Source organism: Gemmatimonadota bacterium (genome assembly GCA_009692115.1).
GTDB lineage: Bacteria > Gemmatimonadota > Gemmatimonadetes > Gemmatimonadales > GWC2-71-9 > SHZU01.
The window spans coordinates 1-25,226 of the sequence record SHZU01000004.1 but is presented as its reverse complement, the minus strand read 5'-3'; the positions used below and the strand labels follow the sequence as shown (position 1 = coordinate 25,226).

Genomic DNA, 25,226 nt, shown 5'->3' with positions numbered 1-25,226 from the left:
AATAGGAACCTCGCCATGCCTGATATTGCTGTCTTTCATCCGCAACTGGTTCATTTTGCCATGGTGCTCGGGATCGTCGGCGTGTTGTTCCGGCTGATTTCGCTCACGGGCAAGGCCGGCTGGACCAACTCCGCGGCCGCGGCCATGCTCATCGCGGCCGGAGCCGTCGGATATGCCACGGCCGAATCGGGTGACCAAGCCCATGGACCGGTTGAGAGAATCCCCGGAGCGGTCAAAGCAGTCCAAGAGCACGAGGAATGGGGCAACCGGGCCCGCAACATGCTGCTCCTCGTCGGGGCAATCGAACTGATCGGATTGGCGTTCAGGAAGCACAAGTCGGCTGCGGCACTCCGGCTAGTTTCTGGTTTGGCCGGCATCGGGGCGGTGTTCGCGCTCTACGAGGCCGGAGAACATGGGGGCGAGCTGGTCTACAGCTACGCGGGGGGCCCGGGGCTTCGCTCCGGCGACACGACCGACGTGACCCGTTTGCTGGTGGCGGGGCTCTACAACCGGGCCATGGCCGATCGGGCCGCCGGTGACGCAGACGGGGCCGCGCGCCTGATCGACGAGTTGGCCCGCCGGATGCCTAACGACCTGACCGTGAAACTCACCGTCATCGAGTCGCAGATCAAAGACCGGCAGGATGCCGCGGGCGCGCTGGTGGCCCTCCATGCCTTTGACCCGGGCGACGACCGGCGGAGCCAGTTCCGGAAGGTCTTCCTGCTCGCCGACGCCTACAAGGCGTCCGGTTCTGTCGACTCGGCCCGGGCGGTGCTTGAAGCCTTCAAGGCCGCCAACCCCACGGCGGCCGAGCGGATTGACCAAGCCATCAAGGCGTTGATGGGGACGACTCCGTAACCGGGGCCCGGTTCCAGCCCAGAGCGTAGTAGAACACCAGGCCCACGCCGAGCAGGCCGAGCCCGATGGCCGAATCCACGGGCTGCTGCTTGATGGTGTCCCAAATCAGATAGCCCGCAAACACCACGAACACGATCGGCGTGAGCGGATACCCCCAGGCCCGGTACGGCCTGGGAAGATTCGGTTCCCGCCTCCGGAGGAGGATCACCCCCGCCGCGGACATCCCGTAGAACAGGAAGCTCACGAACACCACGTAGGTGGCCAATTGATTGTAGGTGCCGCTTACGGCCAAAAGCGAACTCCACACCCCTTGCGCCACGAGCGCCTTCACCGGCACGGCGTACGTCGGACTTACCTGCCCGGCCCATTGAAAGAACTGGCCGTCCTTGGCCATGGCGAACGGAATCCGGGCCGAGGTAAGGATGATCCCGTTATTCGCGCCTAACGTCGACATCAGGACCGCCGTCGTAATCAACGCCGCGCCGGCCGTTCCCAGCACAACCGTCATCGCGTCGGCGGCGACCCGGGGCGACCGGCCGACCGCGGTATGACCCAACACGTAGGTGAACGCCACGGCCGCGCCGATGTAGAGCACGGACACCAGGACGGTCGACAGAATGATCGAGAGCGGCATATCACGATCAGGCCGCCGCATTTCACTACCGACGTACGTGATCTCGATCCATCCGTCGTAGGCGTAGAGCACCAGCACCATGGCCGCGCCGAATGGGGCCGCCAGACTTCCGATCGGTTCGGATGTCCAGAATGGCTGCAGGTTGGCCGCCGACCCGCCCGGAATCAAGAAGCAAGCGGCGATGAACCCCATCACGGCCGCGATCTTTACGATGGTAAAGATGTTCTGGATCAGGGCACCGAGCTTCAATCCAAAGCAGTTGAGGACGGTGAGCCCCATGATCGAGGCGACCGCCACCACTTTGACACCGACGGCCCCCATGGGGATGAAATACGCCAGGTAGGTCGCGAACCCGACCGCCACCGCCGCCACCGAGCCGGGATTGATGATGACCGAACCGGCCCAGCCGTACAGATAACCCCAGACGGGCCCGTAGATCCGCTTCAGCCAAGCGAACTGCCCGCCGGCTCTCGGCATCGCGGCGCCGAGCTCGGCCACACAAAGCGCCCCACAGAGCGACACCACCGCCCCGACGACCCACACCAACATCGTCGGGAACACGCCGCTGAAATAGGCCGCGATCGAAGCCGGCACCAAGAAGATCGACGACGCGATCATGGTGCCGACGTTGATCATCGTCGCGTCGAGAAGGCCCAGCTCTGGCTTGAGTTCGTCGGACAATGGGCCTCGTAGGTTATCGGTTATCGCGCCACCGGCGGTAGGACTGCTTCAGCAGACACTGGAAATGATAGACCCCGGACTCCATGTCCGGAGAGAGACGGCCCCGGTGATACCCTCGGGACCCGAGGCCGCGATGGACCTGATGGCAAATCTCCCGGTCTTCGGCCTGCACCATGTCGCTGTACTCGACGTCGGCGGCGATCTGCTCGGCCCGGCCCGGGGCATCGGGCTCGTCGTAATAGTACCAGAAAATAACCTTGCACCGGTCGGGTCCATTCGGCAGCACCAGGTTTGTTTGGACTCGATGGGGCAGAATATTGAGCATGAAGTTCGGATAGACCCAATAGTAGAACGCCTCGCCACCGGCGTCCTTGGTGTAGACGTTGTCGTCCTTGAGTGGACTGTGCTGGAGGTTGTACCAGGGGCCGAGCTCCGTCCGGTAGGCGAGGTAGTCGAGGGCCTTGTTGAGTTCCGGATGGACGTGGGGAATGTGATAGCCTTCGAGGAAGTTGTCGACATACACCTTCCAGTTGGCCTCGACGTCGTAGTCGACCCGGCGAACCAGCCGCTTGGTCGTCAGGCGGTTAGGCCGAATCCGCTCGGCAATCCCCCCAAAGACCTCGGCCAGCGGGGGCGCGTGCGCTGGTTCGAGGCACACGAACACGAAGCCTTCCCAGACATCGACCGCGACGGGCACCAGCCCGAAGTCCTTCTTGTCGAACAACTCGGTCCGATCGAACTGGGGCACGCCGCGGAGCGCACCATCCAACTGATAGGTCCAGCCGTGGTATTTGCAGGTCAACGCCTTGACGCAGCCGGCGGGTTCGAGGGCCAGCGGCCCGCCCCGATGACGGCACACGTTGTAAAACGCGCGGAGGATTCCGTCCTTGTCGCGGATGACCAGAATCGGATTGTCCGCGACCGTGGCCAGGAAGTAGGCCCCCGGACCCTCGACCATTGAGACGTGACCAACCCCCTGCCATGTGGTCGCGAGGACCGCGTCGCGATCGACGGCGTGCCAGCGGGGGTCGACGTACCAGGTGGATGGCGCCGTGTCGGAGCGCTCCACCGGAACGATCGCCAGGTCGGCATCGGCAAGGTCGGGGAGCGTTTCAGGCGGACTTCCGTTCATCGCGCAAAGATAGGCGAATCCGACCGGGCCGGTTACTCGATCCGAAAGAATCGATAGATTTCCGCCATGCCAATTCTCCTCCTCGCGCTCCTGGCCGCCCAGACGCCGGCGAGCCACGACCCCCGCCTCTACGATCTGGCTCGCGGCATTTCCGCCGCCGCGACCGAAGCCACGGTCCGGAAGTTGGTGGGCTTCGGCACCCGTCACACCCTCTCCGATACCGTCTCGGCCACCCGCGGGATCGGCGCCGCCCGGCGGTGGATCAAGTCCGAGTTCGACCGAATCGCCGGGGAATGCGGCGGATGCCTCGAGGTCCGGTACGACCGCGGCTTCCTCAAGGCCGGCCCCGAGAACCGGATTACCAAGGACGTGGAACTCGTCAACGTCATCGCGATCCAACGGGGGCAGACCTCCCCCGATCGCTACGTGCTGATCACCGGCCACTACGACTCGCGGGCCTCCGACCCTAACGACGCGACCTCGGATGCCCCGGGCGCGGTCGATGACGCGAGCGGGACGGCGGCGGTCATCGAGGCGGCCCGGCTCCTGTCGAAGCAGAAGTTCGCCAAGACCATCGTTTATGGCGCCCTGGCCGGCGAAGAGCAGGGCCTGCTCGGCGGGCAACAACTCGCCAGGTACGCCAAAAGCCAAGGCTGGCAGATCGAAGGCGTGCTGAACAACGACATTGTGGGCAACAGCGAGGGCATTGGAGGCCAGGTGGACAACCTCACCTTCCGGATCTTCTCGGAGCCGACCGCTGCCACCGAACCCGAGGACGAACGGCGCGGACGCCGGGTAACCGGTGGAGAGATCGACGGCCCGTCGCGCCAATTGGCCCGCTACGTCCACGCGATCGCCCGGCAGGTCTTGCCGATGATGCGGCCGAAGTTGGTGTACCGCCTCGATCGGTTCGGACGGGGCGGCGATCACCGGGCTTTCAACGATGCCGGCTTCGCGGCCGTCCGGATTACCGAAGCGTACGAGAACTACAACCGCCAGCATCAGAATATCCGGACCGAGGGCGGCATCGCGTATGGCGACGTGCCCGAGAGGGCCGACTTCCCCTATGCGGCCCGGATCGCTGGCGTGAACGTCGCGGCACTCGCCGCGTTGGCCTCGGCCCCACCGCCGCCGACGGCCGTCAGGCTTCGGGGCGGGGTCAGCGCGTCGACCGCCCTGAGTTGGCAGGCCGCGCCAGGCGCGACCGGCTACAGGATCTACTGGCGGGACACCACCGATCCGATCTGGAGCCAGTCGCGCTACATTGGGGCGGTGACGCAGTTCACGCTCGACGGTATTCTGATCGATGATCATCTCTTTGGTGTGGCCAGTGTCGGCCCCGACGGGAACGAATCGCTGGTGACGTTTCCAACTTCTGGAGGGACCCGATGACAACATTCAAACGATGGGGCAAACGCCTCGGGCTCGGCGCGCTGGCGCTGCTCGCGGCCGCGATCGTGATCGGTGCGGGTTACGAAGCCAGGATGCGGCGCCAAGCGGCCGCCAACCACCCGGCTCCGGGACAACTGGTCGACATCGGCGGGCGGAGGATTCACCTCGACTGCCGCGGCAGCGGCCTGCCCATCGTGGTCCTGGAAGCGGGCCTCGACATGAACGGGTCGCTCGCGTGGGCCAAGGTCCACGATTCGATCGCGGTCACCACTCGCACCTGCGCCTATAGCCGGGCCGGAATGATGTGGAGCGACGACAACCCGAATCAGCAAGATGCCACGACCGTCGCCGCCGACCTCCATGCCGTACTGACGACGGCCGGAGAAAAGCCGCCCTACGTCATGGTCGGCCACTCACTGGGCGGGCCGTACATTATGACCTTCACCAAACTCCATCCGGCCGAGGTGGCGGGATTGGTGTTTGTCGACGCCTCACACCCTGAGCAATTCCAACGATTCAACGACGTGCTGGGCCGGAAGCTCGAACCGCCGGTTGGGCCGCTTCGGGCGGCGGCGGCGTTCGCGTGGGCCGGCGTCGTCCGGGTCGCCATGCCCGGCGCGGCGGCGGCGGACTCCGTGGGTCAAGCCAAGGCGGCCTACGCGCCGACCTCTATTGGGCCAATGCTCGAGGAGATGGACGCGCTCGAGTCGAGCATGGCCCAGGCGGGAACGTTTCGTGAGTTGGGGAATCGGCCGCTGGTGGTGCTGACCGCCATGGCACCGACCGACACGAATCAGCTGAAGGCACTGAAAATGAGCCAGGAGGAAAGTGTGCGGTTTCAGGCGGCCTGGAAAACGATGCACGAGGAAGAAGCCTCGTGGTCGACCCAGAGCGAGCACGTTCTGGTGCCGGATGCCACCCACTATATCCAGTACGACCGGCCCGACATCGTCATCGCCGCGGTCCGCCGAGTGGTGGGCCTGGTGCAGAACCCGGTTCCGGCCCCGCCGGTTCACTAGCCCGGCCCGATCAGTCGGCCCGGATCGCCTCGAGCGGTTCGACTTGGGCCGCCCGCCGGGACGGAATCAAGGCCCCGGTCGCGCACGCCAGCAGGACGACGGCCGCACCGCCGACGTACCCAACGGGGTCGAAGACATCCATGACCTCAAGAGCGCTCGCCACCGCAGCCGCGGCACCGATGGCCAGCGGGATCGCGATCCCCATCCCGATCGCGAACAACCGGGCGCTCTCGCCCATGATCAATCGGACCACCCGGGTCCGACTCGAGTCCAGCGCGAGCCGAACCCCGATTTCCCGGGTCCGTTCCGCGACCACGAACGCCATCATCCCGTAGACGCCGGTCAGCGCGAGCAACAGGGCGACCAGCCCGATCGAGGCACCGATCCAATAGGCGAGCCGGTACGGATAGCTCGACACCGCCATGACATCGGCCATCGAGAAGAGGTTCTCGGTCGAGGCCGGATCGACTTGGGTGAGGGTTTCCTCGAGGGCCAGCTGAGCTGCGGGTGAATCGTCGTCGACCCGCATCAAGACGCTGGTACCAGGCGCGGACAGGGACGTCGGAAAAAAAGGCGGTTGGGCGGGCCCGCTCACCGACCCAACCGATCACCATGTCAGGCACCACACCGACCACCCGAACCGCCCGCGGAGGTGCCGTCCCTTCGATCACCAGAAATGTTTGGTCGATCGGCGCCAGCCCATTCCAAAGCTGGCGGGCCAACATCTCGTTGGCGACCGCCACCGCGGCACCGGCTTGGCCTTCGTCGTCGCCGAACCCGCGGCCCCGGATCAGGGCGATCTGCAGGAGATCGAAGAAGCCGGCCGATACCGACAACGAAACCGCACTCTGCACCGGGCCGCCTGGCACCGGTTGGATTCCGACGCTCCGGAGCCCACTCACCAACGGAACGGTATTGGTCGCGGCGATGATCCGGACCTCGGGAAGCTGGCGGAGGCGTTCGGTCACCCGGCCTCGGACGGTCGGATTGAGATCGAGAACCAAGACCCCCTCGGTCTTGAATCCGAGGTCCAGCCGCTCCGCCCGCTTGGATCCGCGGAGGAGAACGCCGGTCGTGATCAGCAGTAACGCCGCCACCGCGATCTGGCCCACGACCAAGGTCCGCCGGACCCGGGATGATCCCCGCGTCTCCCGGGCCACGGGCCGGGTCGCCTGAAACGCGGGGATCAGGCCGAAAATCACCGCCGCCCCAGCCGACGCCGTCACCATGAAGAGGTAGACCCTGACGTCGGATTCGAGCGAGGTCACCCGGAGCTGGCCCACGAACATCTCCGGTATGGTCGCGAACAGGACGGCGAGGGATCCGCCCACGATCAGGCGGGAGATCAGCAATCCAGCCACGGCCGCCGGCACCGCAAGGACCAAACTCTCGGTGAGCAACTATCGGATCAGGCGCCGGCGCCCGGCACCGATGGCCAACCGAATTCCGATTTCTCTCTGCCGGGCCACGCCTCGGGCCACCATCATGCTGGCCACGTTGGCGCAGGCGGTGAGCAAGACCATCACAAACGCCACGACGATCGGCATCAGCGCCAGGTTCGTCCCTGCCGAAAATGGATTCGGGGTGGCCCGCGACTCGAGCTGGACGCCGGTCACCCGGTCGGCCTCGGGCCGGTCAGCGGTGGTTTGGCGGAGCCACTGTTCGAGCGCCTTGCCCGCTTGCGTGAGACTGACCCCGGGCCGGAACCGGGCGACCACCGAGGCCATGTCAGCTTGATTGGGGGTGAACAGATCGGTTCGGTTCTCGACGATCGGGGCCATCGTGATCGGGACCCAGAAGTCGGGGGGCGTAGCCTCCAATCCGTCGAAATCCTTAGGGGCAACGCCGATGATGGCGAGGCTGACCCCGCGGATTCACAAGATCCGGCCGACAACACTCGAATCGGCCCCAAACGAGGACACCCAGAACCGGTGATTCAGCACCGCCACCGGCGCCGAGCCTGGCGATGCGGCATCGTCGCCCTGGAGCACCCGTCCAAGGATCGGACCGACGCCGAGCATCGAGAAGTAATTGCCGGTGACGAATTGGCCGGCCACCTGCCGGCGCTCGAACCGGGTGGAGATATCGCGGTAGCCCAGCGCCTCGGCGACGACCGGAAGGGTGGCGAGCTCACCGTACTGATCCCAGCTGAACCGGTGGGCCAGCTTGCCTTTGCTGTTCCACACGATCTCCTGCAATGACGCGGGATCACGGACCGGCGCAGGCCTGAGGACATAGGCATTGAAGAGCGTGAAGGCCGCGGCATTGAGACCGACGCCGAGCCCAATGGTCAGCATGACGGTGAGCACGAGCGAGGGTTCGCGACGATAGCCTCGAAGCGCGAAGAGGATGTCTTGGCGGATTTCGTCGAGCCAACGCCAGCGCCACGCCTCGCGGGCGGCGGCCCGGGCCTCCGGCGCCGACATCCCCGCCGCGACGTTGCGCGCGATTTCCCGGTCGTGGAGGTACCGCAGTTCTTCTTCCAGTTCAGCCTCGTGCCGGGTCCGGAGCAGCAGGGCCCAAAGCCGGGCCAGCATCGATCGGAGCATTCGTCAGTCGTTCGGTGGTCAGTTGGTCATACCGGGCTCGGCGATTGTTTTCCGAGGGGGCCATTCGCCGGCTACCAAACCCTTGACCTCGAGGGAATGGCTACTCGAAGATGCCCGCGATCAGGTTCGCGATCGCGTCGAACACCGAGCCCGCCATATCGCCGGCGGACTCGAGCACGCCGGAGCCGGCCTCGGCACCGACCGCCGCCGCGCCGCCGGCCAGGTCCGTGAGCCCCCCACCGCCCATCGACGGGCCGGGCATCAGCAAACTGGCCAGGAGAAACGTGTCCATCGAGTTCGCGGCCACATCGGCCGTCGTCGTCGGCCTCATCCCCCGATGCTGCACCAGGGCGGTGTTCCAGATTTCCTTGAGCTCGACACTGTCGAACCACACCCCGCGGCAGCTCCGGCACGCGTCAAGCTTCGTCTCACCAACCCGCGCCGGCTCCAGCAACTCGGTACAGCCTGGGCAGCGGAGCAGATTCGGCGCCTTGCAGGCGGGACAGCGGTCGGCGTTCCGGAGGTAGGACGCGTCGCAGCTGCCGCACCGCTTGCGATAGGCCTCTTGTGTGAGCGTGACGTGCCGCTCAATGGCCCGGGCGCCAAGGTGGCGCAGGCGGTCGACCTCGCCAGCATCGAACCAGATCCCGCCGCACCGCCCGCATTCGTCGAGCATCGTCCGGCCGGCGCCGGTGCCGACTTCGACCTTCCGCATCGGCAATCCCGGACATACGGGGCAGAGCCGGCGGGTTTCCGGCTCAGGAATCGAGGATCGGTTTGCTGCCACCTTTTTCCTCCAGCAGTTGGACGTCCGGGAACCGGTAGACCAGCATCCCGGAGTCGGTCACATCGATGTCGGCCACGCCTTGCAGCGTCAGCGAGCGAAACGCCTCGTCGACTTGCGGGGCGCGGAGCCCGGTGGCGGCAACCGCCTCCACGACAGTGAGCTTCCCGCCCCGCTCGGTCGCGAGCCTCACCAGTTCAGATTCCCAGGTCTGGAGCCGCAACTCCGCGCGATCGGCCGTCAGCAGCCGTCGGGTCCGGTAGTGGCTCTGAATGAGGGCCAACCCCGCCCCAGCTGGAATCCCGACCACAATCAGGAGCGTCGCGATGGTCGTGCCCAGACTCCGGGTCGCGTCGGACACGGCGAACCCGATCGCCAGGAACAGTGCCACGCCAATGAGCAACGCACCCCCCAGAACCCTCATCGAGCCCTCCAGGCTGGAAAAGTCACCCTCCAGCTTTCACCACCACGGTCGAGTGCAGCAGCGCCACCCGCCACCCGCCGCCAACGCGCCGGAGAACGGCCATTCTCGAGCAGAAGGTAGTCCTCCGTCAGGAGCGATCGGTACTTCTGCGGGTCTCGGCCCTCGGAATAGACCGCATAGAGGATTCTGACCGCCTCTTTCACGGCCGCCTCGTCATTGGGTCGGGGCGGGCCCGAGCACCGCGCCGATCATCCCACCGGCGCCCACGACGAAGGCTCTCCCCTCGTAGAGGTCAATCAGCTTTTCGGCATCGGGCATGGCAGCCTCGGGGCGGGGGTTGGTCGGCTACTTACTCCACAGCGGACGCCGGTGAGGTGAACGGTCATCCCTCGAACCGCCACGCCAGCGTCGTACCGGCGTGATAGGGGATGATCGTGGTGGTATTCGACTGGATCCGCTCGGGCACCAGACTTGGCGCTCGAGTCAGGGTAACGCGGCCTTCGTTCAGCGGCAAGCCGTAAAACCTGGCTCCGTGCTCGGAAGCAAAGGCCTCGAACCGGTCGAGGGCGTTCTCCTCCTCGAAGACGGTGGCGTAGGCCTCAAGCGCCACCGGCGCGTTGAACACCCCGGCGCACCCGCAGGCCGACTCCTTGGCGCCCACCGCGTGCGGCGCGGAATCGGTCCCGAGAAAAAACTTCGGGCTGCCCGAGGTCGCAGCCTTTCGGAGCGCGAGTCGGTGCTTCTCGCGTTTGAGCACCGGCAAGCAATAGAGATGGGGACGAATCCCGCCCTGGAACATGGCGTTCCGATTGCACTGGAGATGATGCGGCGTGATCGTGGCCGCGACCGCAGCCGACGACCCCAGCACGAACCCGGCGGCTTCTTCGGTCGTGATGTGCTCGCAGACCACCTTGAGCCCGGGAAAGTCGTGGACCACCGGTGCCAGAATCCGTTCGACGAAGACCGCCTCGCGATCGAAGATATCGACATCGGGGTTAGTCACTTCGCCGTGGACGAGAAGCGGCATCCCGATCCGTTGCATCGTCTCCAACACACCGTGGATCCGGCCGACCTCGGTCACGCCCTTGGCCGAATTCGTCGTCGCGTGGGCTGGGTACAACTTGGCGGCCGTGAACACCCCCTGCTCGAAGCCGGCGGCGAGGTCCCCCGCGTCGGTGCTGTCGGTCAGATACGCCGTCATCAGCGGCGCGAAGCTCCGCCCCGCCCGGACCTGGCTTTGGATCCGCAGCCGGTAGGCCACGGCCTCCGCCATGGTGGTCACCGGCGGATCGAGATTGGGCATCACGATGGCCCTGGCAAACTGGCGCGCGGTGTAGTCGAGCACCTCCGCGAGCATCGGCCCGTCCCGGAGATGAACGTGCCAGTCGTCGGGCCGGCGGATGACGAGCCTCATTCGGGCGTCATCGTCTTGAGCTTGTCCTTGACGCTCTGGTTGTTCGGGTTCTTCGCGAGCGATTGCTCGAAAAACTCCCGGGCCTTCTTCTGATCGCCTTTGGCCATCCAGGCGTTGCCCAGCCGATCATACATCCGGTAGCTGTCGGGGTAGAGGCCGAGGCCGATCTGATAGAGTTCGATGGCTTTGGCGGTGTCTTGGGTCATGGCGAACTGGCCCAGCTGGGCGATCATCCCTTCCGACGGGGTGAACGTGGCGCCCAACTTGGCGGAAACGGCCCGGAAGTGCTCGGTCAAGAGGCTCGGCGTGGCCAGCACCCGGCCCAAGTCGACATTGTATCCGTCGAAGATGAATCGGAGCGCATCATACTCGGCGATCATCGGCACCGATCCATGACTGTCATTCCCGTAATACTTGTACCCATATCGGAGCCCGGTCTTGTTGTACGTCTCGAGGACGCCGTTGAACTGGACGATCGACCCGAAGTGCATGTTACCGGTGGTGTCATCGGGATTGATGGTATTGGCCTGGGCGACGTAGAGGGCTTTGCCGTTGAGCTTGGCCGTGCTGAAATAGCTCTTCGCCTTCCAGAGCAACGTCTGCTTGTCCCACCACAGGCTCGGATCGATGGCCACGTAGGCGTTGAAGGCGTCGGGCACGGTGTAGAGGGCATTGATCGTCGTAATCCCGCCGAGCGAATGGCCGACGAACACCCGGTAACCCGAGGTCCGGTACCCGGACCCGATCTTGGGGATCAGCTCGGTCGTGATGAAGGACAGGAAGTTCGCCATCCCCCCGCTGGTCTTCAGAAACGGCTGGGGCTTGCCATCGAAGCCGGTCTCGACGTGGGTCGGCGTCATGTCCCGGGTCCGATTGGTGTTCGGGATCGCCACGACGATCATCGGCGGCAACACGAAGGTGCCGTTGACGCCGCTGCCGAGGATCTGGAGCAGGCCGGTGACCGAGTGAAAGTGCGCGTCGCCGTCGAGGATGTAGAGCACCGGGTACTTCTGCGGCGTGTTGGTCGTATCGTCATAGGACGGAGGCGTATAGACGAGATAGGGCCGGTTCTCTTTCAACGTGGCGGACCACACCGAGTCGACCTTGCCGATAGTGACGGCTTCGGCAAAACGATGTTGCGATTGGGCAAGGCTTGGCAGTAACCCGATCAGAAGGAGCGCCGCGGGGATACGCATAGGGGGTGACACCATGGAGAAAGGATAGATCGGCTTCACACCGATTCTAATGCCCTCGCGTTCGTGAGTGAAGTTGTCAGGCCGCGACGCGGCTGCTCAGTGCACCGCTCTTACTTGGTCTGGTGCCGCCTCCGCCGAGGGGCACCTAGTCCGCCTCGAAGCCAATCTCCCTGCGCAGTGGCTCCGGTGGTAGTGGAGCCCTCAGCTAGCGGATCGCGTCGAAAACCACTTTGAACTGGGCGTCGTATTTGGCCTCGAGTTGGGTCAGCTTCCTGGCTCGATCGGTGTTGGCCGAGAGCATCTCCTGCGACCGGACCAAAGTCCGCATGATTTCGACGTACGGGAGGTGCCCGCCGAGACTCGGCTGAGAAGGTATCACAGGTTGTGATAGCAGAACCTTGGCCTCCCCGTTGGCGAGCTGGAAATGAAAGTCAGGGGGAAACCTGCTCTTGTTTCGGGTTACCGCCTGGCGAAGCGCGATCGGCTTCACTTGGTAGAGCGCCGCAAGATCACGATCGAGCAAAGACTCGCTCGCCTCGGAGGAGGAGAAGCTTGCGCTCCACAACCCTAGTTGAGATAGCGAAATCGGTCTTCTTGGTCATCATCTTGTTACCCGGGAGCGAGCCGACCGCTGTTCCACCAGCCGACCCAACACACTGACGCCACCTGGCACAAAGAGCTTCGGTCCGCTCTCAGGTGGAAGCGCTCATCCGGCCGCCCGAGGAGGAGGGGCAGGACGTCGCGCCTGGTACCCATAATCGCTCCAAGCCACAGCCAGGCCGCGATCAGGATCATCGACGCGTCGAGCAACGATCCGATGAGGTCAGGGTCGGGTCGGGACCTCCGTCCGGGTCGAGATCCAGCGGGCTCCCTGCCCCGGCCCCCGACTCGGATCGGACGTATATTCCGGTCTTCCGTTCGACTATTCTCAAGGATTCAAGCAATGCACCTCAGATCGGTCGTGCTCTTCGTGTTGAGCACCGGATTCATCGCGGCTGGTTCCGCGGCCGGGCAGCAGGTCACCACGGAAACCCGTGATCCCAGCCAGAAACAGGACCCGTCTTTCACCAAGAGCTACCGGGAGTGGCTGCCGAACCTCAAGCTCGGGAGCCCCTTGGTCGATCACTTGCCCTTGGTAGCCGGGATTCCGACACCGAAGGACATCCTCGGTTACCATGTCGGAGCCCCGAAACAACTCACCTACTACGCCGACCAGCTCCGGTACTACCGGGCCCTCGCCGCTGCGACGCCGCGGGTCAGGGTCGAAACGATCGGCCGTTCCGACGAAGGCCGGGAGTTGGTCGTGGTGTGGGTGTCGTCCGACGCCAACATGGCCGCGATGGCGGCCAACCGGCAGAACCTGGCCAAAATCGCTGATCCACGGGGCCGGAGCGAGGCCGACATCGCCGACCTGATCCGGACCACCAAGCCCCACTACCACTTCATGGGCGGGCTCCACAGCGGCGAAACCGGGCCCTCGGAAATGCTGATGGAGCTGGTCTACCGGCTGACCACGGAAACCTCGCCGGTCATTGCCCAAATCCGGAACAACCTCTACGTCTCCATCACCCCGGTGGCCGACGCCGACGGCCGGGACCGGAACGTCGACTGGTTCTTCCGGAACTTGGAGAACGGGCTTTCGAAGCCGTTGCCGCCTCTCGATAGCGCCGCCCGCGCGGCCGCGGCCGCCTCGACCACCCCGGCGCCAAGCCGCCTGGTGCCCAGCGTGCCGTATTGGGGCCGCTACGCCTATCACGACAACAACCGGGACATCAACCTGGTATTGGTCCAGATGCGGGCCATCGCGGATTGGTACTTCACGGCCTACCCGCCGATCATGCACGACCTCCACGAGACGCTGCCGCTGCTCTACACCTACAGCGGCGCCGCGCCCCAGAACCCCAATCTCGATCCGCTGCTCTTTGCCGAACTCCCGTGGTTTGCCAATTGGGAATTGGCCCAGATGACGAAGTACGGGATGCCGGGGGTCTACACCCATGCGTTTATGGACGGGTGGTCGCCGGGGTACCTGGGATCGGTGGCGTACAATCACAACGGGCTCATGAAGATGTATGAGACCCAGTCGGGGCGGGATCTCGATACTGCCGCCACCACCCCGGCCAAGAAGGACTCGACCAAGGCTAAAGCCGATTCGACGAAGAAGCCCCAGCCGGCGGCCCCGATTCCCCCGTCGGGCGGCCTGGCGCCGAACGGGGTCGGCGGAGCCCAGGCTCGGGAGTGGTATCGCGGCATCCCGATCGGAATCGAGGACTCCGCCAAGTTCACCCGGCGGGCCAACGCCAACTACATGCAGACCGGCGTGCTCTCGGCACTCCAGCTCGCGTCGATGTTCCCCGCCACCGTACTCGAGAACTTCTACGTCAAGACCCGAAACTCGATCGAGGAGGGTAAGACGAAGGCCCCGTACGGATACGTCATTCCGGTCCAACGGGACATGACGAGGGCGGCCGAGCTCGTCAACATCCTCCGGATTCAACGGATCGAGATCGGGCAGGCCAAACAAGCGTTCAAGATCGACACCGTCACCTATCCCGCGGGGTCGTACGTCATCAAGCGCGATCAGCCATACGGCCGGCTGGCCAAAAACCTGCTCGAGAAACAGCTCTATCCGGACGCCCGGCTCAACACCTACGACGACAGTGGCTGGACCATGGGGCTCGCCATGAATGTCGACGTGGTCGAAGTCGCCGATTCGTCGATTCTCAAAGTCCCGGTCACGCCAGTCACGGTCACCACGCCGAAGGGCACGACGACCGGGAAAGGCACCGCCGGGATGGCCGTTGCCCATCTCGGCTCCAACAACATGATCAGCTTCCGGTACCGGCTGAAGCAGATTCCGATGAAGATCGCCGAGAAGAGCTTCAAGAGCGGGGGCACCGAGTTTCCGGCCGGCTCGTTCGTCATCGGCGACATGACGGCGGCCCCGGCCGTGCGCGCGGCGACCGAGGAATTCGGACTCACCGGGGCCGCCCTCGACTCGCTCCCAGCCGTGCCGATGCACGACGCCGAGTTGCCCCGGATCGCGATCTATTCGCAGTGGACCAACACCCAGAACCTGGGCTGGTACCGCCTCACGTTCGACAAGTTTGGGATTCCGTTCGACCTGATCTACAAGGAACAGGTCGAACCGGGGAACCTCCGGGCCCGGTACGACGTGATCTTGACCGCCGAGCAAAATCTCAGCCGGCAAACCGTGCTCCAGCCCCCCGGCGAGCGAGTCGTATCCTATCAGAAGAGCGACAAATACCAATTCCTCGGCATGTACGGCGAGAGCGCCGACATTACCGGTGGTTTTCGGCAAAAGGGCGTCGATGCTTTCGGGAGTTTCCTCGAGGCCGGAGGGACGCTGATCGCGGTGGGGGACGCCGCCCGGTTGCCGATCGAATTCGGCTGGGCCGGTACGGTCGAAAAAGCCAATGTGAACGGCCTCCGAGCCCAGCGGCCGTTGGTCCAAGGCGAGATCGTCCGGCCCGAGCATCCGGTGTTCTACGGCTACGCCGGCAAGACGATCCCGATCAAGTACGTCGGCGGCCAGCCGTTCCGGGTCGGCGTGGCCGATGAGGACAATGTGTTGGCGCGGTACGTGGGCGGGAACGCCTCGGTGCTGTCTGGCCTCATGGTCGGGGCCGACTCACTGAAGCAGCGGCCGTTTGCGGTCGACATTCCACGGGCCTACCATGGGTTCGGACGAGTGATCCTGTTCTCGAACAATCCGATTTACCGGTGGCAGAACCATGGGGAATTCAGCATGATCTTCAACTCGCTGCTCAATTGGAACGACATCGTGAGGAAGCCGGAATGACGCCAAGACTTTGGTTGATCGCCGCCGCGAGTCTGGTCGGATCGATCGCCCACGCCCAAACCCCGGCCCGGCCCCGGCCCGGCCAGCCTATCATGCTCGTGACCGGCGCGACCAACGGACTCGGCCGTGAGGTAGCGATCCGGCTCGCGGCCGGCGGCGCCCATGTCATCCTCCACGGCCGTGATTCGGCCCGAGGGGCCGAAGTGCTCCGGGAAATCGAGCAGGCCGGCCAGGGCAGCGCCCGGTTCTATGCGGCGGACTTCGCCTCGCCAGCCCAGATCCGGCAATTCGCCGAGACCATCCTTCGGGACTACAGCCGGTTGGACGTGCTCGTCAACAATGCCGGCATCGGGACCGTACCGGTGGATCGCGAGCTCACGGGCGAAGGGTATGAAATCCGGTTCCAGGTGAACTATCTCTCCGGGTTCCTCCTCACTCGGTTGCTGCTGCCTCGCCTCCTGGCGAGCGCGCCCTCCCGCGTCATCAACGTCTCCTCGCTCTCGGCGAGCCCGGTCGACTTCGATGACGTGATGATCGCCAAGAGCTTCAGCCCGATGCGGGCCTACGGCCAGAGCAAGCTGGCCCAAGTGATGTACACGATCGACTTGGCCGAGGAACTCAAGGGAAAAGGGGTGACGGTCAATGCGCTCCATCCGGCCACCCTGATGCCGACCGGGATGGTCGCCAAAGCCGGCTACCCGCCCCGATCCACGATCGACGAAGGGGCCAAGGCCGTGCTTCAGTTGGTGCTGGCCCCGAACCTCCGTACCGGACAGTTCTTTATCGGCCTGACGCCGGGTCAAGCGCACCAACAAGCCTATGACGCCGAGGCGCGGGCCAAACTCAAGAGCGTCAGCGAACAGTTGACCGGCCTCCGATGACCGCCGTCGCATTCCTCGGCACCGGCCTGCTCGGGAGCGCCTTCGTCGAGGCGGCCTTGCAACGCGGCGACCAGGTCACCGCCTGGAATCGCACCCCGGGCAAGGCGCGGGCCCTCGAGGCCTTCGGCGCCCGGGTGGCCGCCACGCCCGCCGACGCGGTCCGTGGCGCTGATCGGGTCCACCTGGTCCTCAAGGACGATGGCGTCGTCGACCAGATCGTCGAACAGTTGCGGCCCGGCCTTGGGGCTCAGGCAATCGTCATCGATCATACCACCACCCAGCCGGCCTTGACCGCCGAGCGGGTTCGTCGGCTGAACACGGAAGGGGTGCGGTTCCTCCACTGCCCCGTCTTCATCGGTCCGGCCATGGCCCGAAAGGCCCAAGGAACTATTCTCGCCTCCGGACCCGCCGCGCTGTTCGACTTGGTCAAAGACGCGCTCCAACTGCAAGCCGCCCGAGTCGAGTACCTGGGCGAGCGGCCCGACTTGGCGGCAGTTCAGAAGCTCTGCGGAAACGCATTTCTGCTGGGCGTTGCCGCGCTCGTCGCCGACGTTTTCGCGATCGGACGCGGGGCGGGGCTCGATCCGCTCGACACCCTCAAGCCGCTCGAAATCCTCAACCTTGCCGCTGTCGTGGCCGGCCGGGGCAAAAATATGGCGGCGGGCAACTTCACTCCGAGCTTCGAGCTCACGATGGCGCGGAAGGACGTCCGGCTGATGATCGAAACGGCGGCAACCTCGCCCCTGGCGATGCTGCCGGGCCTCGCCGCTCGGATGGATGCACTCATCGCCGAGGGCTACGGCGCACTGGATGTGGGCGTCCTGGCTAAGGGGGCTGCCTACTGATACCCGTGGTACTTCCGCGGTCCGGCCGGCGCCGGGGCGGGAGGCGCGGGTTGGCGACGGCCTGATTCCTGGTCGAACCACGCCTGCCCGAGATCGGTCCGAAACTTGGCCATGATCGCCGGCGCCGCCGGGTTGCCCCGGAGACCGCGGCGGAGCACCGACATGTAGCCCCCGGTGGCGGCTCCGACCAGTTTCTCGAGGACGTCATAGGCGTGCTTGATGGAATCGGCCGGGAAACTCAAGACGCTGTCGGCGTACGCGACGCCGGGAATCCCTTCCAACATGGCGAGGCTGGCCGGCGGCACCGCCTTGAGCCCGGCAACCAGCGGCATCGACACCCGCATCGACTTCGTTAGCCCCGCGCGAAGATTCTCCACCGCCTTCTGGGCCTTGGCGGTCAGCTCGGCCCGGGTTTCCGCGACCGGACGCAACTCGGCACTGTCGGCGGCGGTCGCTTTCTTAACCGTGACATACTCCAGCCAATCCATTTCAGCCAGATCGGCCGCGAGCCGGTCGTCGCCAGAAGCGAAGATGATCGGAACGGTGTGCCGTCCCCAGGACAGGCCCATCAGCTCGGTTTCGGTAATTTCGCGGCCATTGATAACGACCCCGATCCCGAGGGTTAACGTGTGCGAGGCAAAGCCCCGGCTGCCGGTTTTGGCGTGCATCCCGACGACAGCCACGGCATCGTAGGCACCCGGCGTCGTCAGCCCGAAGTAGGTGTCGAATTCTTGGTCGCGAAGCACTTGAGTGGCCCGGGGATCCAGCAGATCGCGGCGAACATCAGGGTCCGGGTTCCCGCTGCCGTGCCCATCGGCCACATGGACCTCGGTTGCCCCGCCGGCGTAGAGACCCTCGACCACGGCGTTGATGTCCGCCGCCAGAAGTTCCTGGCCCTTCGGGTAGACCGGAGACCCGAAATCGAAGCTCTGCGGGTTGTCCTGTCCCGACAGGCCTTCCATGTCGTGGACGATCAGGATCCGGATCCCGTTGGCGGTGTCGGCCTTGACGGCCTCGAGCGCCCACGGCTCCGAAGGCGCCGCGGGAGTGGAATCGGTCGGCTTGGCCGGCGCGCAGGCGGCGAGCAGAGCCACGGAAACGAGCAGAGATAGTCGCATGGTTTGAGGATAACGCCTAACGGCGTCCTACCGCTTGCCGTCGATGGTTGCCGCAACCCAGTCCGGCAGCGGGACCCCGTCGACCACCGTGGTGTAGTAAGGTCGGCCGGGTCAGGATGGTGTGCTCCTCGCTCGGAATCAAATAGCGCCGGAAGGTCGGGAGGGCCGCTTGGATGTCATCCAGGTGGGCCTGGAGCAGAGGCGCCAGCGGCTTCCCAGTAATCCCCAGGATTGCCAAAAACTGGAGCTGGACGGCATCGTGATCCTGGTTGATCTGGGCCAACCGGAGTGTCGGATTCGCCCGCCCAGCCGCGATGTAGAGCCGCTCGAACGTGAGCCCGGCCGAATCGATCGCCGCGAACACCGGGACTTCGCCGAGAGCCTGACGGACGCCCCACCCCGCCATTATGCCGGCGAATGTTCGGGGCCCGGTATCCGCCAGCCCCATCGGGGCGACCGTTGGAAGCTACCCGGGTATCGCCGACTCGGCCGACCTCCTAGCTTCAGAGGCCGGCCGATCCCACACCTTGGGAGGAAACGAGGATCCCGCTCTTCTGGCTCACCCTGCTCGCCGCGACCCCGATTCCCGACCCCTGCGCCATGATCACCAAAGCCGAGGCCCAAGGCCTGATCGGAGAACCCATCACCGGCACTTCGAAAGAGCCCGCGGAGCCCGACGAGGACACCGGCGCTATTCAGACCAGTTGTACGTTCATGGGCAAGGCGCACGCCTTCATCATCTCGGTCCTTGAATTCAAGTCGGCCGCGGAAGCGACCCAGAAGATCACCGTCGAATTCCTGAAGAGCCAGGATAAGGAGGCCGCGCCGACCATCATCCCCGAGCCCGGCCTGGGGAACCGGGACCACCTCCCGGGCGCGGCTCCACACGTTGGTGGTCGCGAAGGGCTAATTCCCAGGCGACTGGTGCTCGGCGGCCGGTTCTGGCGTGAGTTGCCTGGTCGCCACCAGGACGGCGGCGACCAAGGCCAGTCCATAAGTCATCTGGTTGAACGAAGCCCCGGTCACGTCACCCGCATGATTGGCCATCAGGTGCGCCAGAATCGCGATCAGCACGCTGCCCTTCGATTTGAGAAAGAGCCAGCAGGTCACCACCGACAACGAGGTGGCGCCGAGCAGGAACACCGGCAGCGACAACTGGCTTTGGCCGAGCGTCGACACGTAGAAGGCCGGGAGGTGCCAGAGCCCCCAGATGACGCCGAGAATCACCGCAGCGATGGCCGGCTTCCACCGGCGGAGCATCCGGGGCAAGGCAAAACCCCGCCAGCCGAGTTCCTCACCTAACGGCCCGGGGTCACTCAGCAGGCTTCCGGCCAAGCCACCCAACGCCGAAAGCTTCCACACCGGGGCCGGGCCACCGGCCACCGAGCCGATCCAACCGGCCAATCCGGTCAGCGCGAGGAACCCTCCGACCACCACCAGATACCAGATCGGGTGACAGCGCCGCGGGTCGAGCCGAGCCAGGAGCGCCCTGAGGCCGGCTCGGCCCTCGAACAGCGCGGTCAACCCGATCGCGAGCCCGGTGGGCGCGTAGACCGCGACGAAGAACACCGGGTTGCTGGCGTCGAGTTGGCCGAACGTCCGGCTGAACCAGGCGGGAGCCAGGATGGCCATCCCGGCCGCCGACCAGGTAATCGCGAAGGCCAGCAGGAAATACGTCAAGAGGGGACGGGCCCGCATTGGCTGGCTCCTCGGGGACTCGTTGCCGGCGCTCCGCCGGCACGATAGGTTCAACGACCAATCTAAGCCGACAGATCGAAGCCAGCCATGCAACTTGACCGCTGCAACAACATTGCCGACCTCCGCCGGATGGCGAAGCAACGCCTCCCCGCCCCGATGTTTCACTACATCGACGGGGGCTCCGACGATGAATGGAGCCTCCGGCGGAACACCACGGCCTTTGACGACTACGAACTGCTTCCCAACTACCTCCGGGACATCAGCGCCATCGACACCAGTACCACTCTGCTCGGCCAAAAGATCAGCTGGCCGGTGTTTCTCGCGCCGACCGGGATGTCCCGGCTCTTTCACCACGAGGCCGAGCCGGCGGTGGCCCGGGCGGCCCAGAAATCCGGCACGTTCTATACCCTCTCCACGATGGGCACGACCCGGATCGAGGAGATCGCCGACCAGGGCCCAGGGCCGTGGATGTTCCAGATCTACATCCTCAAAGACCGGGCGCTCACGACGGAGTTCGTGGAGCGCTGCAAGGCCGCGAAGTATCAAGCGCTCTGCCTTACGGTCGACACGGCGCTCGCCGGCAACCGGGAGCGCGACCGGGTCACCGGGATGGTGTTGCCGCCGAGGTTCTCGCTGAAGAGCTTCGCCAGCTTCGCGGCCCACCCACGGTGGGCGTTTCACCTCCTCAAGAACCCCGACTTCCAGATTGCCAACGTGGTCCATCGGGTCGGCAAGCTCGGCACCGTCTCGCTGATCGACTACGTCAACGGCCAGTTCGACCGGACCGTGACCTGGGACGACGTCGCCTGGTTGGTCAAGCAGTGGGGCGGCCCCTTCGTCCTCAAAGGGATTCAGTCGCCGGCCGACGCCAAGCGCGCCGTCGACGTCGGGGCCACTGCCATCATGATTTCGAATCACGGGGGCCGCCAACTCGACGCCGCCCCGGCCCCGATCGATTGCGTCGCGGCCATCCGGGACGCGGTCGGCGACCGGCTCGAGCTGATCGTCGACGGCGGCGTCCGGCGCGGCACCCACGTCCTCAAGGCCCTGGCCCTCGGCGCCAACGCGGTGTCGATCGGCCGGCCCTACCTCTATGGCCTCGCATCGGGCGGCCAGGCCGGCGTCGAGCGGGCCCTCGGGATGCTCAAGTCCGAACTCGAACGGAGCATGGCGCTGCTCGGATGCCGGACGATCGCCGAGATCGGCACCGGCCACGTTAGGCGGGTCGGGCCGCTCTGACCGGCGTCATTCGGTTCTTCGCCGCCGGCGCCGCCTCGGTGGCGCTGCGGAACGGGATCATTCTCTTCGCCGCGCTGGTGCTCGCCCTGGTGGTGGTACCGATTCCGAGCGTCCCGCTGTTCCTTCGCGCCAACGTCCTTGCCTTGGTGGGCCCCGACCGCACCGCGACGGCGGCGCTCGGGTTTGGATTCCTCGGACTCACGCTGGCCTCCCAAGCCGGACCGGCGCGGCGCTCCTCTATCGAATCAACAACCGGCTCACCGTCGAGGCGGCGAGTGGGGTGACCCGGGCGGTCATCGTGATCGCGCTCGTGATCACCTTCGCCGGACTGGCCGATCTCTTGGTCCTCCGCCGGCCCCCGTGGCCCTGGGCCCGATCCCTTCCGGTCGGCGCGCGGATCCGGGTTCTCGATGATGTGATCGCCCTCGCGGTGCCGGCGGCGCCGACCCTCGTCTTTGCGCTGGCACTGGACTGGCAGGCACTGTCGGTCAGCGTGGCGACGCTGCTCGCCGTTGGGGCGATGCGCCGGGCGGGGGGACGGCTCTCCCGGGCCAGCGGCGAGTACCTGATCACGGGGTCGAGTCTCGCGCTCGCGGTGGCGTGGCGGCCGGCCCTCGCGCTCGTGGCCGTCGGCTCCGTTCCGTTGTTGTGGTGGCATGCCGCCTAGGCCGACCGCCGGCTGGTCGTGACGCAGTGGCAGGCGCTCCACCATCAGGCCGGCGGGGATTCATTGGCCGGTGACGCCCGATGAGCGGCGGATACGTGCTGGCGGGGGTGGGCTTCAGATACCACCGCGACGCGCCGGTCCTGACCTGCGATGACCTCCGAATCGGACCGGGGCTCACCCTGCTTCTCGGGCCGGACTCCGTGATCGCGGAACGGCTTCGACTCGAGTTCTCCGACCGCCCGACGCTGGCCGGCAGTTTTCGGGCCCCCTGGCGGACCCGACGAGGGCGCTGCGGCTGACAGCGCCGCTCCGCGCCGTCAGACCAATCCGATCAAATCGCGCAACATGGCCGCCGCGGTGGGTACGGCGTCGACTTCTTCCGACGTCGCATGGAGAATCCCGCTGATGTCGGTGCGATACACGATCCCCATCTCATCCGCGCCCATCCGCGCCAACGGATGCTCGAGCGGGAGCGACGTCGGCGCCACGGTGAGCCGCCAGTCGCCGGTTGCGTCGCTCCGGACCGCGCGACCCAGGAGCACCAACCGCTCCCCCCGGTCCGTCGCGGCGCGCAACTCCGTCACCGTCACGTTCCGGATTCCCCGCACCGAGAGATCGCCGAGGACGGTCGGCCGCCGAAGCACGGCGTTGGCGAGAATCACCAGTTTGACCGCCTGATCCCAGCCGTCGACATCGAGACTCGGATCGGCTTCCGCCACGCCCCGTCGCTGCATCTCGGCGAGCGCGGATTCAAAACTCTGGCCGGACTCCATCGCCCGAAGGATGCCTTGGCTGGTTCCGTTGAGAATGCACTCGACCTCGAGGATCCGCGCCCCGGCCAGATCGCGCCGGCCGAGGTTGATGGTCGGCAACGCCCCGCCGACGCAGGCCGAGAACCGAAGCGCCGGCCGGCCCGGTTCCGCGAGATCGCTCTGGGCAGCCAGCTCCTGATACGCGAGCGCCAGCGGCCCCTTGTTGGCGAGCACCGAAGCCATGCCACGGCCCAGAGCCGAACGAACGAGGTCAAGGCCGGGTTGGCCGTCTCGCAAGTTCACCGGCGTGGCTTCGAACAGGACCTCGGCGGTCACGGCCTCGAGCATCGCGAGGCCGTTCATCCCGGGCCGGCCGACTGAAGGCAAGTTCGCCACCGAACGGCCCGCCGCCTTGCAGGAGAGCACTTCGCCGAGATCGAGACCCGAAGGATCGATCGCGGCCCCACCCGAATCGGTTCCCCCGACCACGAGGACCTCGAGTCCGTACTGCTCGCGAAGGATTGCCTCCTGGCTTACCAAGATCGACAGCAAACCCCGGCCGACGTTGCCGAGCCCGGTCAGAACCACGCGAATCGTTTTCAGGATGACCTCCGGTGAAGGCTCGGCACTCGGTGGCGAAGATCAGGCCGTGCCAGGCCTGGCACAAGGGCCACCCGCCGGCCGGATGAAACGATTGGCAGACTCCGAATCTTCCGCGTATACTCGGACGTGACCATCCCCCCGGCGTTCTCCGCGCTGACCCTCCTGCTCCTCGGCTCGCCGTTCCAGACGTCCGGGGCGCCGCCAACCGGGATCTGGCAATCCGAAGGCTACGGTATGGTCTGGGAGTTCCAGGCCGATGGCCTCCAGACGTGGGAGGTCACGACCATGACCTGCGTGCGAACGGCGCGGTTCGCGAAAGGTCCGCCGCCACCGGGAGCCGCCGCAGCTTTCTTCGATGGGTCCGCCACCGCGTGGATCGTCCGACCCGCAGGGAAGGCCACCGGGCTCGTGGCCCACGCTCCTGGAACGATGTCGGGCATCCGGTTTCGCCAGGTGTCCGCCCTGCCTGCCGTCTGCCGGGCACCGACGGCCAACACGACCGAAGGAAACTTTGCGGTCTTCGAGCGCACGCTCCGGGAGCACTATGCGTTCTTCGGCCTCCGCCGGTTGGATTGGGACGGGCAGGTTGCCGAGGCCCGGCGCCGCCTGGCTGGGGCGCCGTCCCCGCAAGACCTCTATCAGGCGTTGGAGCAGATGGTTGCCCCGCTCGAGGACCTCCACACCGACGTGACCGCCACCGATCTCAACCTCCGAGCCCGGCACTTCCGTCGGTCCGGCGGCGTCATCGATCCGGTCCGGTATCGGGCCCTGCTCGCGGCGCCCCCGCGGCGCTACCTCACCGGCGGGCTGGAATCGTGGTGCCAAGACTGGATTCAGTACGGCGAGTTGGCCGACTCCGTCGCGTATCTGCGGATCATGCGAGAGTACTCGTACACGCCGAGCGGCCGGTTCGAAGACGACTCGCTGGCGCTTACGGCGGCGCTCGACAGTATCATGCCCCGAGTCGCCCGGCGGCGGGCGCTGGTGATCGATCTTCGCCTGAACGGCGGAGGCGCCGACGCGATCGCGATGATGATCGTGTCCCGCTTAACGAAGGTCTCCTACCCGGCGTTCGCCAAGCAGGCGCGGTCCGACCCCGAGCATCCCGAACGGTTTACGCCGCTCGAACGGGTCCGAGTCAGCCCGGCTCGGGGGGCCCGGTTCGAGGGGCCGGCGGTGCTGCTCACCGGCCCATGGACGCTGAGCGCCGGCGAAGTCCTGACGCTCGCGCTGATCGGCCGCCGGCCCCGGATTGTCCGGGTGGGTGAGTCGACACAGGGGATCTTCGCGGACGAGTTAGTCCGCCAGTTGCCCAACGGTTGGCGGTTTCAGCTCTCCAGCGAGCGCTACCTCGCGCCCGACGGGACCAACTTCGAGGGAGCCGGTATTCCACCCGACCGGATGGTGCCGGTTTTCCCAGAATCCGACCAACTCAGCGGCCGGGACGGAGCCCTCGAGGCGGCACTCGAGATCCTCGCCCGGCCCGCGACGTCGCGAAAGGACAACCGATGACCATC

At 65.8% G+C, this 25,226-nt stretch carries 25 protein-coding genes and 1 pseudogene; 11 read left to right on the top strand and 15 right to left on the bottom strand.

Annotated elements, in window-relative coordinates; translation table 11 throughout:
- Window positions 1-15: 15 nt before the first annotated feature.
- On the top strand, window positions 16-858 hold the full coding sequence (locus EXR94_05990) for a hypothetical protein (protein ID MSR02274.1): 843 nt from the start codon (window positions 16-18) through the stop codon (window positions 856-858).
- Here EXR94_05990 and EXR94_05985 read toward each other — a convergent pair.
- A complete protein-coding gene (locus EXR94_05985; GenBank protein MSR02273.1) occupies window positions 830-2,173 on the bottom strand; it encodes an amino acid permease in 1,344 nt (447 codons plus the stop codon). The two genes, EXR94_05990 and EXR94_05985, sit on opposite strands and share 29 nt — an antisense overlap.
- Window positions 2,174-2,186: 13 nt before the next feature.
- The gene (locus tag EXR94_05980) at window positions 2,187-3,305 is read right to left on the bottom strand and encodes an aromatic ring-hydroxylating dioxygenase subunit alpha (GenBank protein MSR02272.1); all 1,119 of its coding nucleotides are present in this window, start codon (window positions 3,303-3,305) and stop codon (window positions 2,187-2,189) included.
- 66 nt (window positions 3,306-3,371) lie between these two features.
- Between EXR94_05980 and EXR94_05975 the strand changes: the two genes are divergently transcribed.
- Both EXR94_05975 and EXR94_05970 read left to right on the top strand, forming a co-directional pair.
- Window positions 3,372-4,697, top strand: a complete 1,326-nt coding sequence (locus EXR94_05975) for a M20/M25/M40 family metallo-hydrolase (protein MSR02271.1) — start codon at window positions 3,372-3,374, stop codon at window positions 4,695-4,697.
- The gene (locus tag EXR94_05970; protein MSR02270.1) at window positions 4,694-5,716 is read left to right on the top strand and encodes an alpha/beta hydrolase; all 1,023 of its coding nucleotides are present in this window, start codon (window positions 4,694-4,696) and stop codon (window positions 5,714-5,716) included. The genes EXR94_05975 and EXR94_05970 overlap by 4 nt, the downstream gene beginning before the upstream one ends.
- A 10-nt stretch (window positions 5,717-5,726) precedes the next feature.
- On the opposite strand, the gene EXR94_05965 is transcribed toward EXR94_05970, so the two are convergent.
- The 9 genes and pseudogenes from EXR94_05965 to EXR94_05925 form a co-directional block, all read right to left on the bottom strand.
- Window positions 5,727-6,245: an FtsX-like permease family protein gene (locus EXR94_05965; GenBank protein MSR02269.1), complete on the bottom strand. Its 519-nt coding sequence runs from the start codon at window positions 6,243-6,245 to the stop codon at window positions 5,727-5,729.
- 82 nt (window positions 6,246-6,327) lie between these two features.
- Window positions 6,328-7,005, bottom strand: a pseudogene (locus EXR94_05960) (hypothetical protein).
- 111 nt (window positions 7,006-7,116) lie between these two features.
- A complete protein-coding gene (locus tag EXR94_05955) occupies window positions 7,117-7,536 on the bottom strand; it encodes an FtsX-like permease family protein (protein ID MSR02268.1) in 420 nt (139 codons plus the stop codon).
- 54 nt (window positions 7,537-7,590) lie between these two features.
- Complete coding sequence (locus EXR94_05950) at window positions 7,591-8,265, bottom strand: hypothetical protein (protein ID MSR02267.1); 675 nt, start codon at window positions 8,263-8,265, stop codon at window positions 7,591-7,593.
- Between the two features lie 100 nt (window positions 8,266-8,365).
- Window positions 8,366-8,980: a hypothetical protein gene (locus EXR94_05945; protein MSR02266.1), complete on the bottom strand. Its 615-nt coding sequence runs from the start codon at window positions 8,978-8,980 to the stop codon at window positions 8,366-8,368.
- A gap of 43 nt (window positions 8,981-9,023) precedes the next feature.
- Window positions 9,024-9,473, bottom strand: coding sequence for a hypothetical protein (locus EXR94_05940; GenBank protein ID MSR02265.1), 450 nt, complete (start codon window positions 9,471-9,473; stop codon window positions 9,024-9,026).
- A gap of 382 nt (window positions 9,474-9,855) precedes the next feature.
- Complete coding sequence (locus EXR94_05935) at window positions 9,856-10,887, bottom strand: dihydroorotase (GenBank protein ID MSR02264.1); 1,032 nt, start codon at window positions 10,885-10,887, stop codon at window positions 9,856-9,858.
- The gene (locus tag EXR94_05930; GenBank protein MSR02263.1) at window positions 10,884-12,098 is read right to left on the bottom strand and encodes a tetratricopeptide repeat protein; all 1,215 of its coding nucleotides are present in this window, start codon (window positions 12,096-12,098) and stop codon (window positions 10,884-10,886) included. Before EXR94_05930 ends, EXR94_05935 begins: the two co-directional genes overlap by 4 nt.
- A gap of 190 nt (window positions 12,099-12,288) precedes the next feature.
- Window positions 12,289-12,669 carry an ORF6N domain-containing protein gene (locus EXR94_05925; protein MSR02262.1) on the bottom strand — a complete coding sequence of 127 codons (381 nt, stop codon included), beginning with the start codon at window positions 12,667-12,669 and terminating at the stop codon, window positions 12,289-12,291.
- A 231-nt stretch (window positions 12,670-12,900) separates the two neighbouring features.
- Between EXR94_05925 and EXR94_05920 the strand changes: the two genes are divergently transcribed.
- The 3 genes from EXR94_05920 (at window position 12,901) to EXR94_05910 (ending at window position 17,632) form a co-directional block, all read left to right on the top strand.
- Complete coding sequence (locus tag EXR94_05920) at window positions 12,901-15,906, top strand: hypothetical protein (protein MSR02261.1); 3,006 nt, start codon at window positions 12,901-12,903, stop codon at window positions 15,904-15,906.
- A gap of 92 nt (window positions 15,907-15,998) precedes the next feature.
- The gene (locus EXR94_05915; GenBank protein MSR02260.1) at window positions 15,999-16,787 is read left to right on the top strand and encodes an SDR family NAD(P)-dependent oxidoreductase; all 789 of its coding nucleotides are present in this window, start codon (window positions 15,999-16,001) and stop codon (window positions 16,785-16,787) included.
- Entirely contained in the window at window positions 16,784-17,632 is an 849-nt protein-coding gene (locus tag EXR94_05910) for an NAD(P)-dependent oxidoreductase (protein ID MSR02259.1), read from the top strand. Before EXR94_05915 ends, EXR94_05910 begins: the two co-directional genes overlap by 4 nt.
- Here the strand turns inward: EXR94_05910 and EXR94_05905 are convergent.
- The 3 genes from EXR94_05905 to EXR94_05895 all read right to left on the bottom strand — a co-directional run bounded on the left by EXR94_05905 (window position 17,626) and on the right by EXR94_05895 (window position 20,448).
- Window positions 17,626-18,750, bottom strand: coding sequence for a hypothetical protein (locus tag EXR94_05905; protein MSR02258.1), 1,125 nt, complete (start codon window positions 18,748-18,750; stop codon window positions 17,626-17,628). The genes EXR94_05910 and EXR94_05905 overlap by 7 nt on opposite strands.
- 16 nt (window positions 18,751-18,766) lie before the next feature.
- Entirely contained in the window at window positions 18,767-19,156 is a 390-nt protein-coding gene (locus EXR94_05900) for a hypothetical protein (GenBank protein ID MSR02257.1), read from the bottom strand.
- A gap of 500 nt (window positions 19,157-19,656) precedes the next feature.
- On the bottom strand, window positions 19,657-20,448 hold the full coding sequence (locus EXR94_05895; protein ID MSR02256.1) for a CPBP family intramembrane metalloprotease: 792 nt from the start codon (window positions 20,446-20,448) through the stop codon (window positions 19,657-19,659).
- A gap of 87 nt (window positions 20,449-20,535) precedes the next feature.
- On the opposite strand from EXR94_05895, the gene EXR94_05890 reads away from it, so the two are divergent.
- The 4 genes from EXR94_05890 to EXR94_05875 all read left to right on the top strand — a co-directional run bounded on the left by EXR94_05890 (window position 20,536) and on the right by EXR94_05875 (window position 22,653).
- Complete coding sequence (locus EXR94_05890) at window positions 20,536-21,687, top strand: alpha-hydroxy-acid oxidizing protein (GenBank protein MSR02255.1); 1,152 nt, start codon at window positions 20,536-20,538, stop codon at window positions 21,685-21,687.
- A gap of 38 nt (window positions 21,688-21,725) precedes the next feature.
- Window positions 21,726-21,971, top strand: coding sequence for a hypothetical protein (locus EXR94_05885; protein MSR02254.1), 246 nt, complete (start codon window positions 21,726-21,728; stop codon window positions 21,969-21,971).
- Window positions 21,968-22,354: a hypothetical protein gene (locus EXR94_05880; GenBank protein ID MSR02253.1), complete on the top strand. Its 387-nt coding sequence runs from the start codon at window positions 21,968-21,970 to the stop codon at window positions 22,352-22,354. The genes EXR94_05885 and EXR94_05880 overlap by 4 nt, the downstream gene beginning before the upstream one ends.
- A gap of 80 nt (window positions 22,355-22,434) precedes the next feature.
- Window positions 22,435-22,653 carry a hypothetical protein gene (locus EXR94_05875; protein ID MSR02252.1) on the top strand — a complete coding sequence of 73 codons (219 nt, stop codon included), beginning with the start codon at window positions 22,435-22,437 and terminating at the stop codon, window positions 22,651-22,653.
- Window positions 22,654-22,671: 18 nt separating this feature from the next.
- Here the strand turns inward: EXR94_05875 and EXR94_05870 are convergent, their stop codons facing one another.
- On the bottom strand, window positions 22,672-23,709 hold the full coding sequence (locus EXR94_05870) for a homoserine dehydrogenase (protein ID MSR02251.1): 1,038 nt from the start codon (window positions 23,707-23,709) through the stop codon (window positions 22,672-22,674).
- Between the two features lie 126 nt (window positions 23,710-23,835).
- On the opposite strand from EXR94_05870, the gene EXR94_05865 reads away from it, so the two are divergent.
- On the top strand, window positions 23,836-25,221 hold the full coding sequence (locus EXR94_05865) for a hypothetical protein (GenBank protein MSR02250.1): 1,386 nt from the start codon (window positions 23,836-23,838) through the stop codon (window positions 25,219-25,221).
- Window positions 25,222-25,226: the final 5 nt, after the last annotated feature.

Excerpts from the sequence above, each read along its gene's own strand:
- EXR94_05935 (MSR02264.1), bottom strand. The coding sequence starts at position 10,887 with ATGAGGCTCGTCATCCGCCGGCCCGACGACTGGCACGTTCATCTCCGG.
- EXR94_05990 (MSR02274.1), top strand. The coding sequence starts at position 16 with ATGCCTGATATTGCTGTCTTTCATCCGCAACTGGTTCATTTTGCCATG.
- EXR94_05945 (MSR02266.1), bottom strand. The coding sequence starts at position 8,980 with ATGCGGAAGGTCGAAGTCGGCACCGGCGCCGGCCGGACGATGCTCGAC.
- EXR94_05915 (MSR02260.1), top strand. The coding sequence starts at position 15,999 with ATGCTCGTGACCGGCGCGACCAACGGACTCGGCCGTGAGGTAGCGATC.
- EXR94_05940 (MSR02265.1), bottom strand. The coding sequence starts at position 9,473 with ATGAGGGTTCTGGGGGGTGCGTTGCTCATTGGCGTGGCACTGTTCCTG.
- EXR94_05875 (MSR02252.1), top strand. The coding sequence starts at position 22,435 with ATGAGCGGCGGATACGTGCTGGCGGGGGTGGGCTTCAGATACCACCGC.
- EXR94_05910 (MSR02259.1), top strand. The coding sequence starts at position 16,784 with ATGACCGCCGTCGCATTCCTCGGCACCGGCCTGCTCGGGAGCGCCTTC.
- EXR94_05905 (MSR02258.1), bottom strand. The coding sequence starts at position 18,750 with ATGCGACTATCTCTGCTCGTTTCCGTGGCTCTGCTCGCCGCCTGCGCG.
- EXR94_05900 (MSR02257.1), bottom strand. The coding sequence starts at position 19,156 with ATGGCGGGGTGGGGCGTCCGTCAGGCTCTCGGCGAAGTCCCGGTGTTC.
- EXR94_05980 (MSR02272.1), bottom strand. The coding sequence starts at position 3,305 with ATGAACGGAAGTCCGCCTGAAACGCTCCCCGACCTTGCCGATGCCGAC.
- EXR94_05965 (MSR02269.1), bottom strand. The coding sequence starts at position 6,245 with ATGCGGGTCGACGACGATTCACCCGCAGCTCAGCTGGCCCTCGAGGAA.
- EXR94_05890 (MSR02255.1), top strand. The coding sequence starts at position 20,536 with ATGCAACTTGACCGCTGCAACAACATTGCCGACCTCCGCCGGATGGCG.
- EXR94_05950 (MSR02267.1), bottom strand. The coding sequence starts at position 8,265 with ATGCTCCGATCGATGCTGGCCCGGCTTTGGGCCCTGCTGCTCCGGACC.
- EXR94_05975 (MSR02271.1), top strand. The coding sequence starts at position 3,372 with ATGCCAATTCTCCTCCTCGCGCTCCTGGCCGCCCAGACGCCGGCGAGC.
- EXR94_05895 (MSR02256.1), bottom strand. The coding sequence starts at position 20,448 with ATGCGGGCCCGTCCCCTCTTGACGTATTTCCTGCTGGCCTTCGCGATT.
- EXR94_05930 (MSR02263.1), bottom strand. The coding sequence starts at position 12,098 with ATGGTGTCACCCCCTATGCGTATCCCCGCGGCGCTCCTTCTGATCGGG.
- EXR94_05920 (MSR02261.1), top strand. The coding sequence starts at position 12,901 with ATGAGGTCAGGGTCGGGTCGGGACCTCCGTCCGGGTCGAGATCCAGCG.
- EXR94_05970 (MSR02270.1), top strand. The coding sequence starts at position 4,694 with ATGACAACATTCAAACGATGGGGCAAACGCCTCGGGCTCGGCGCGCTG.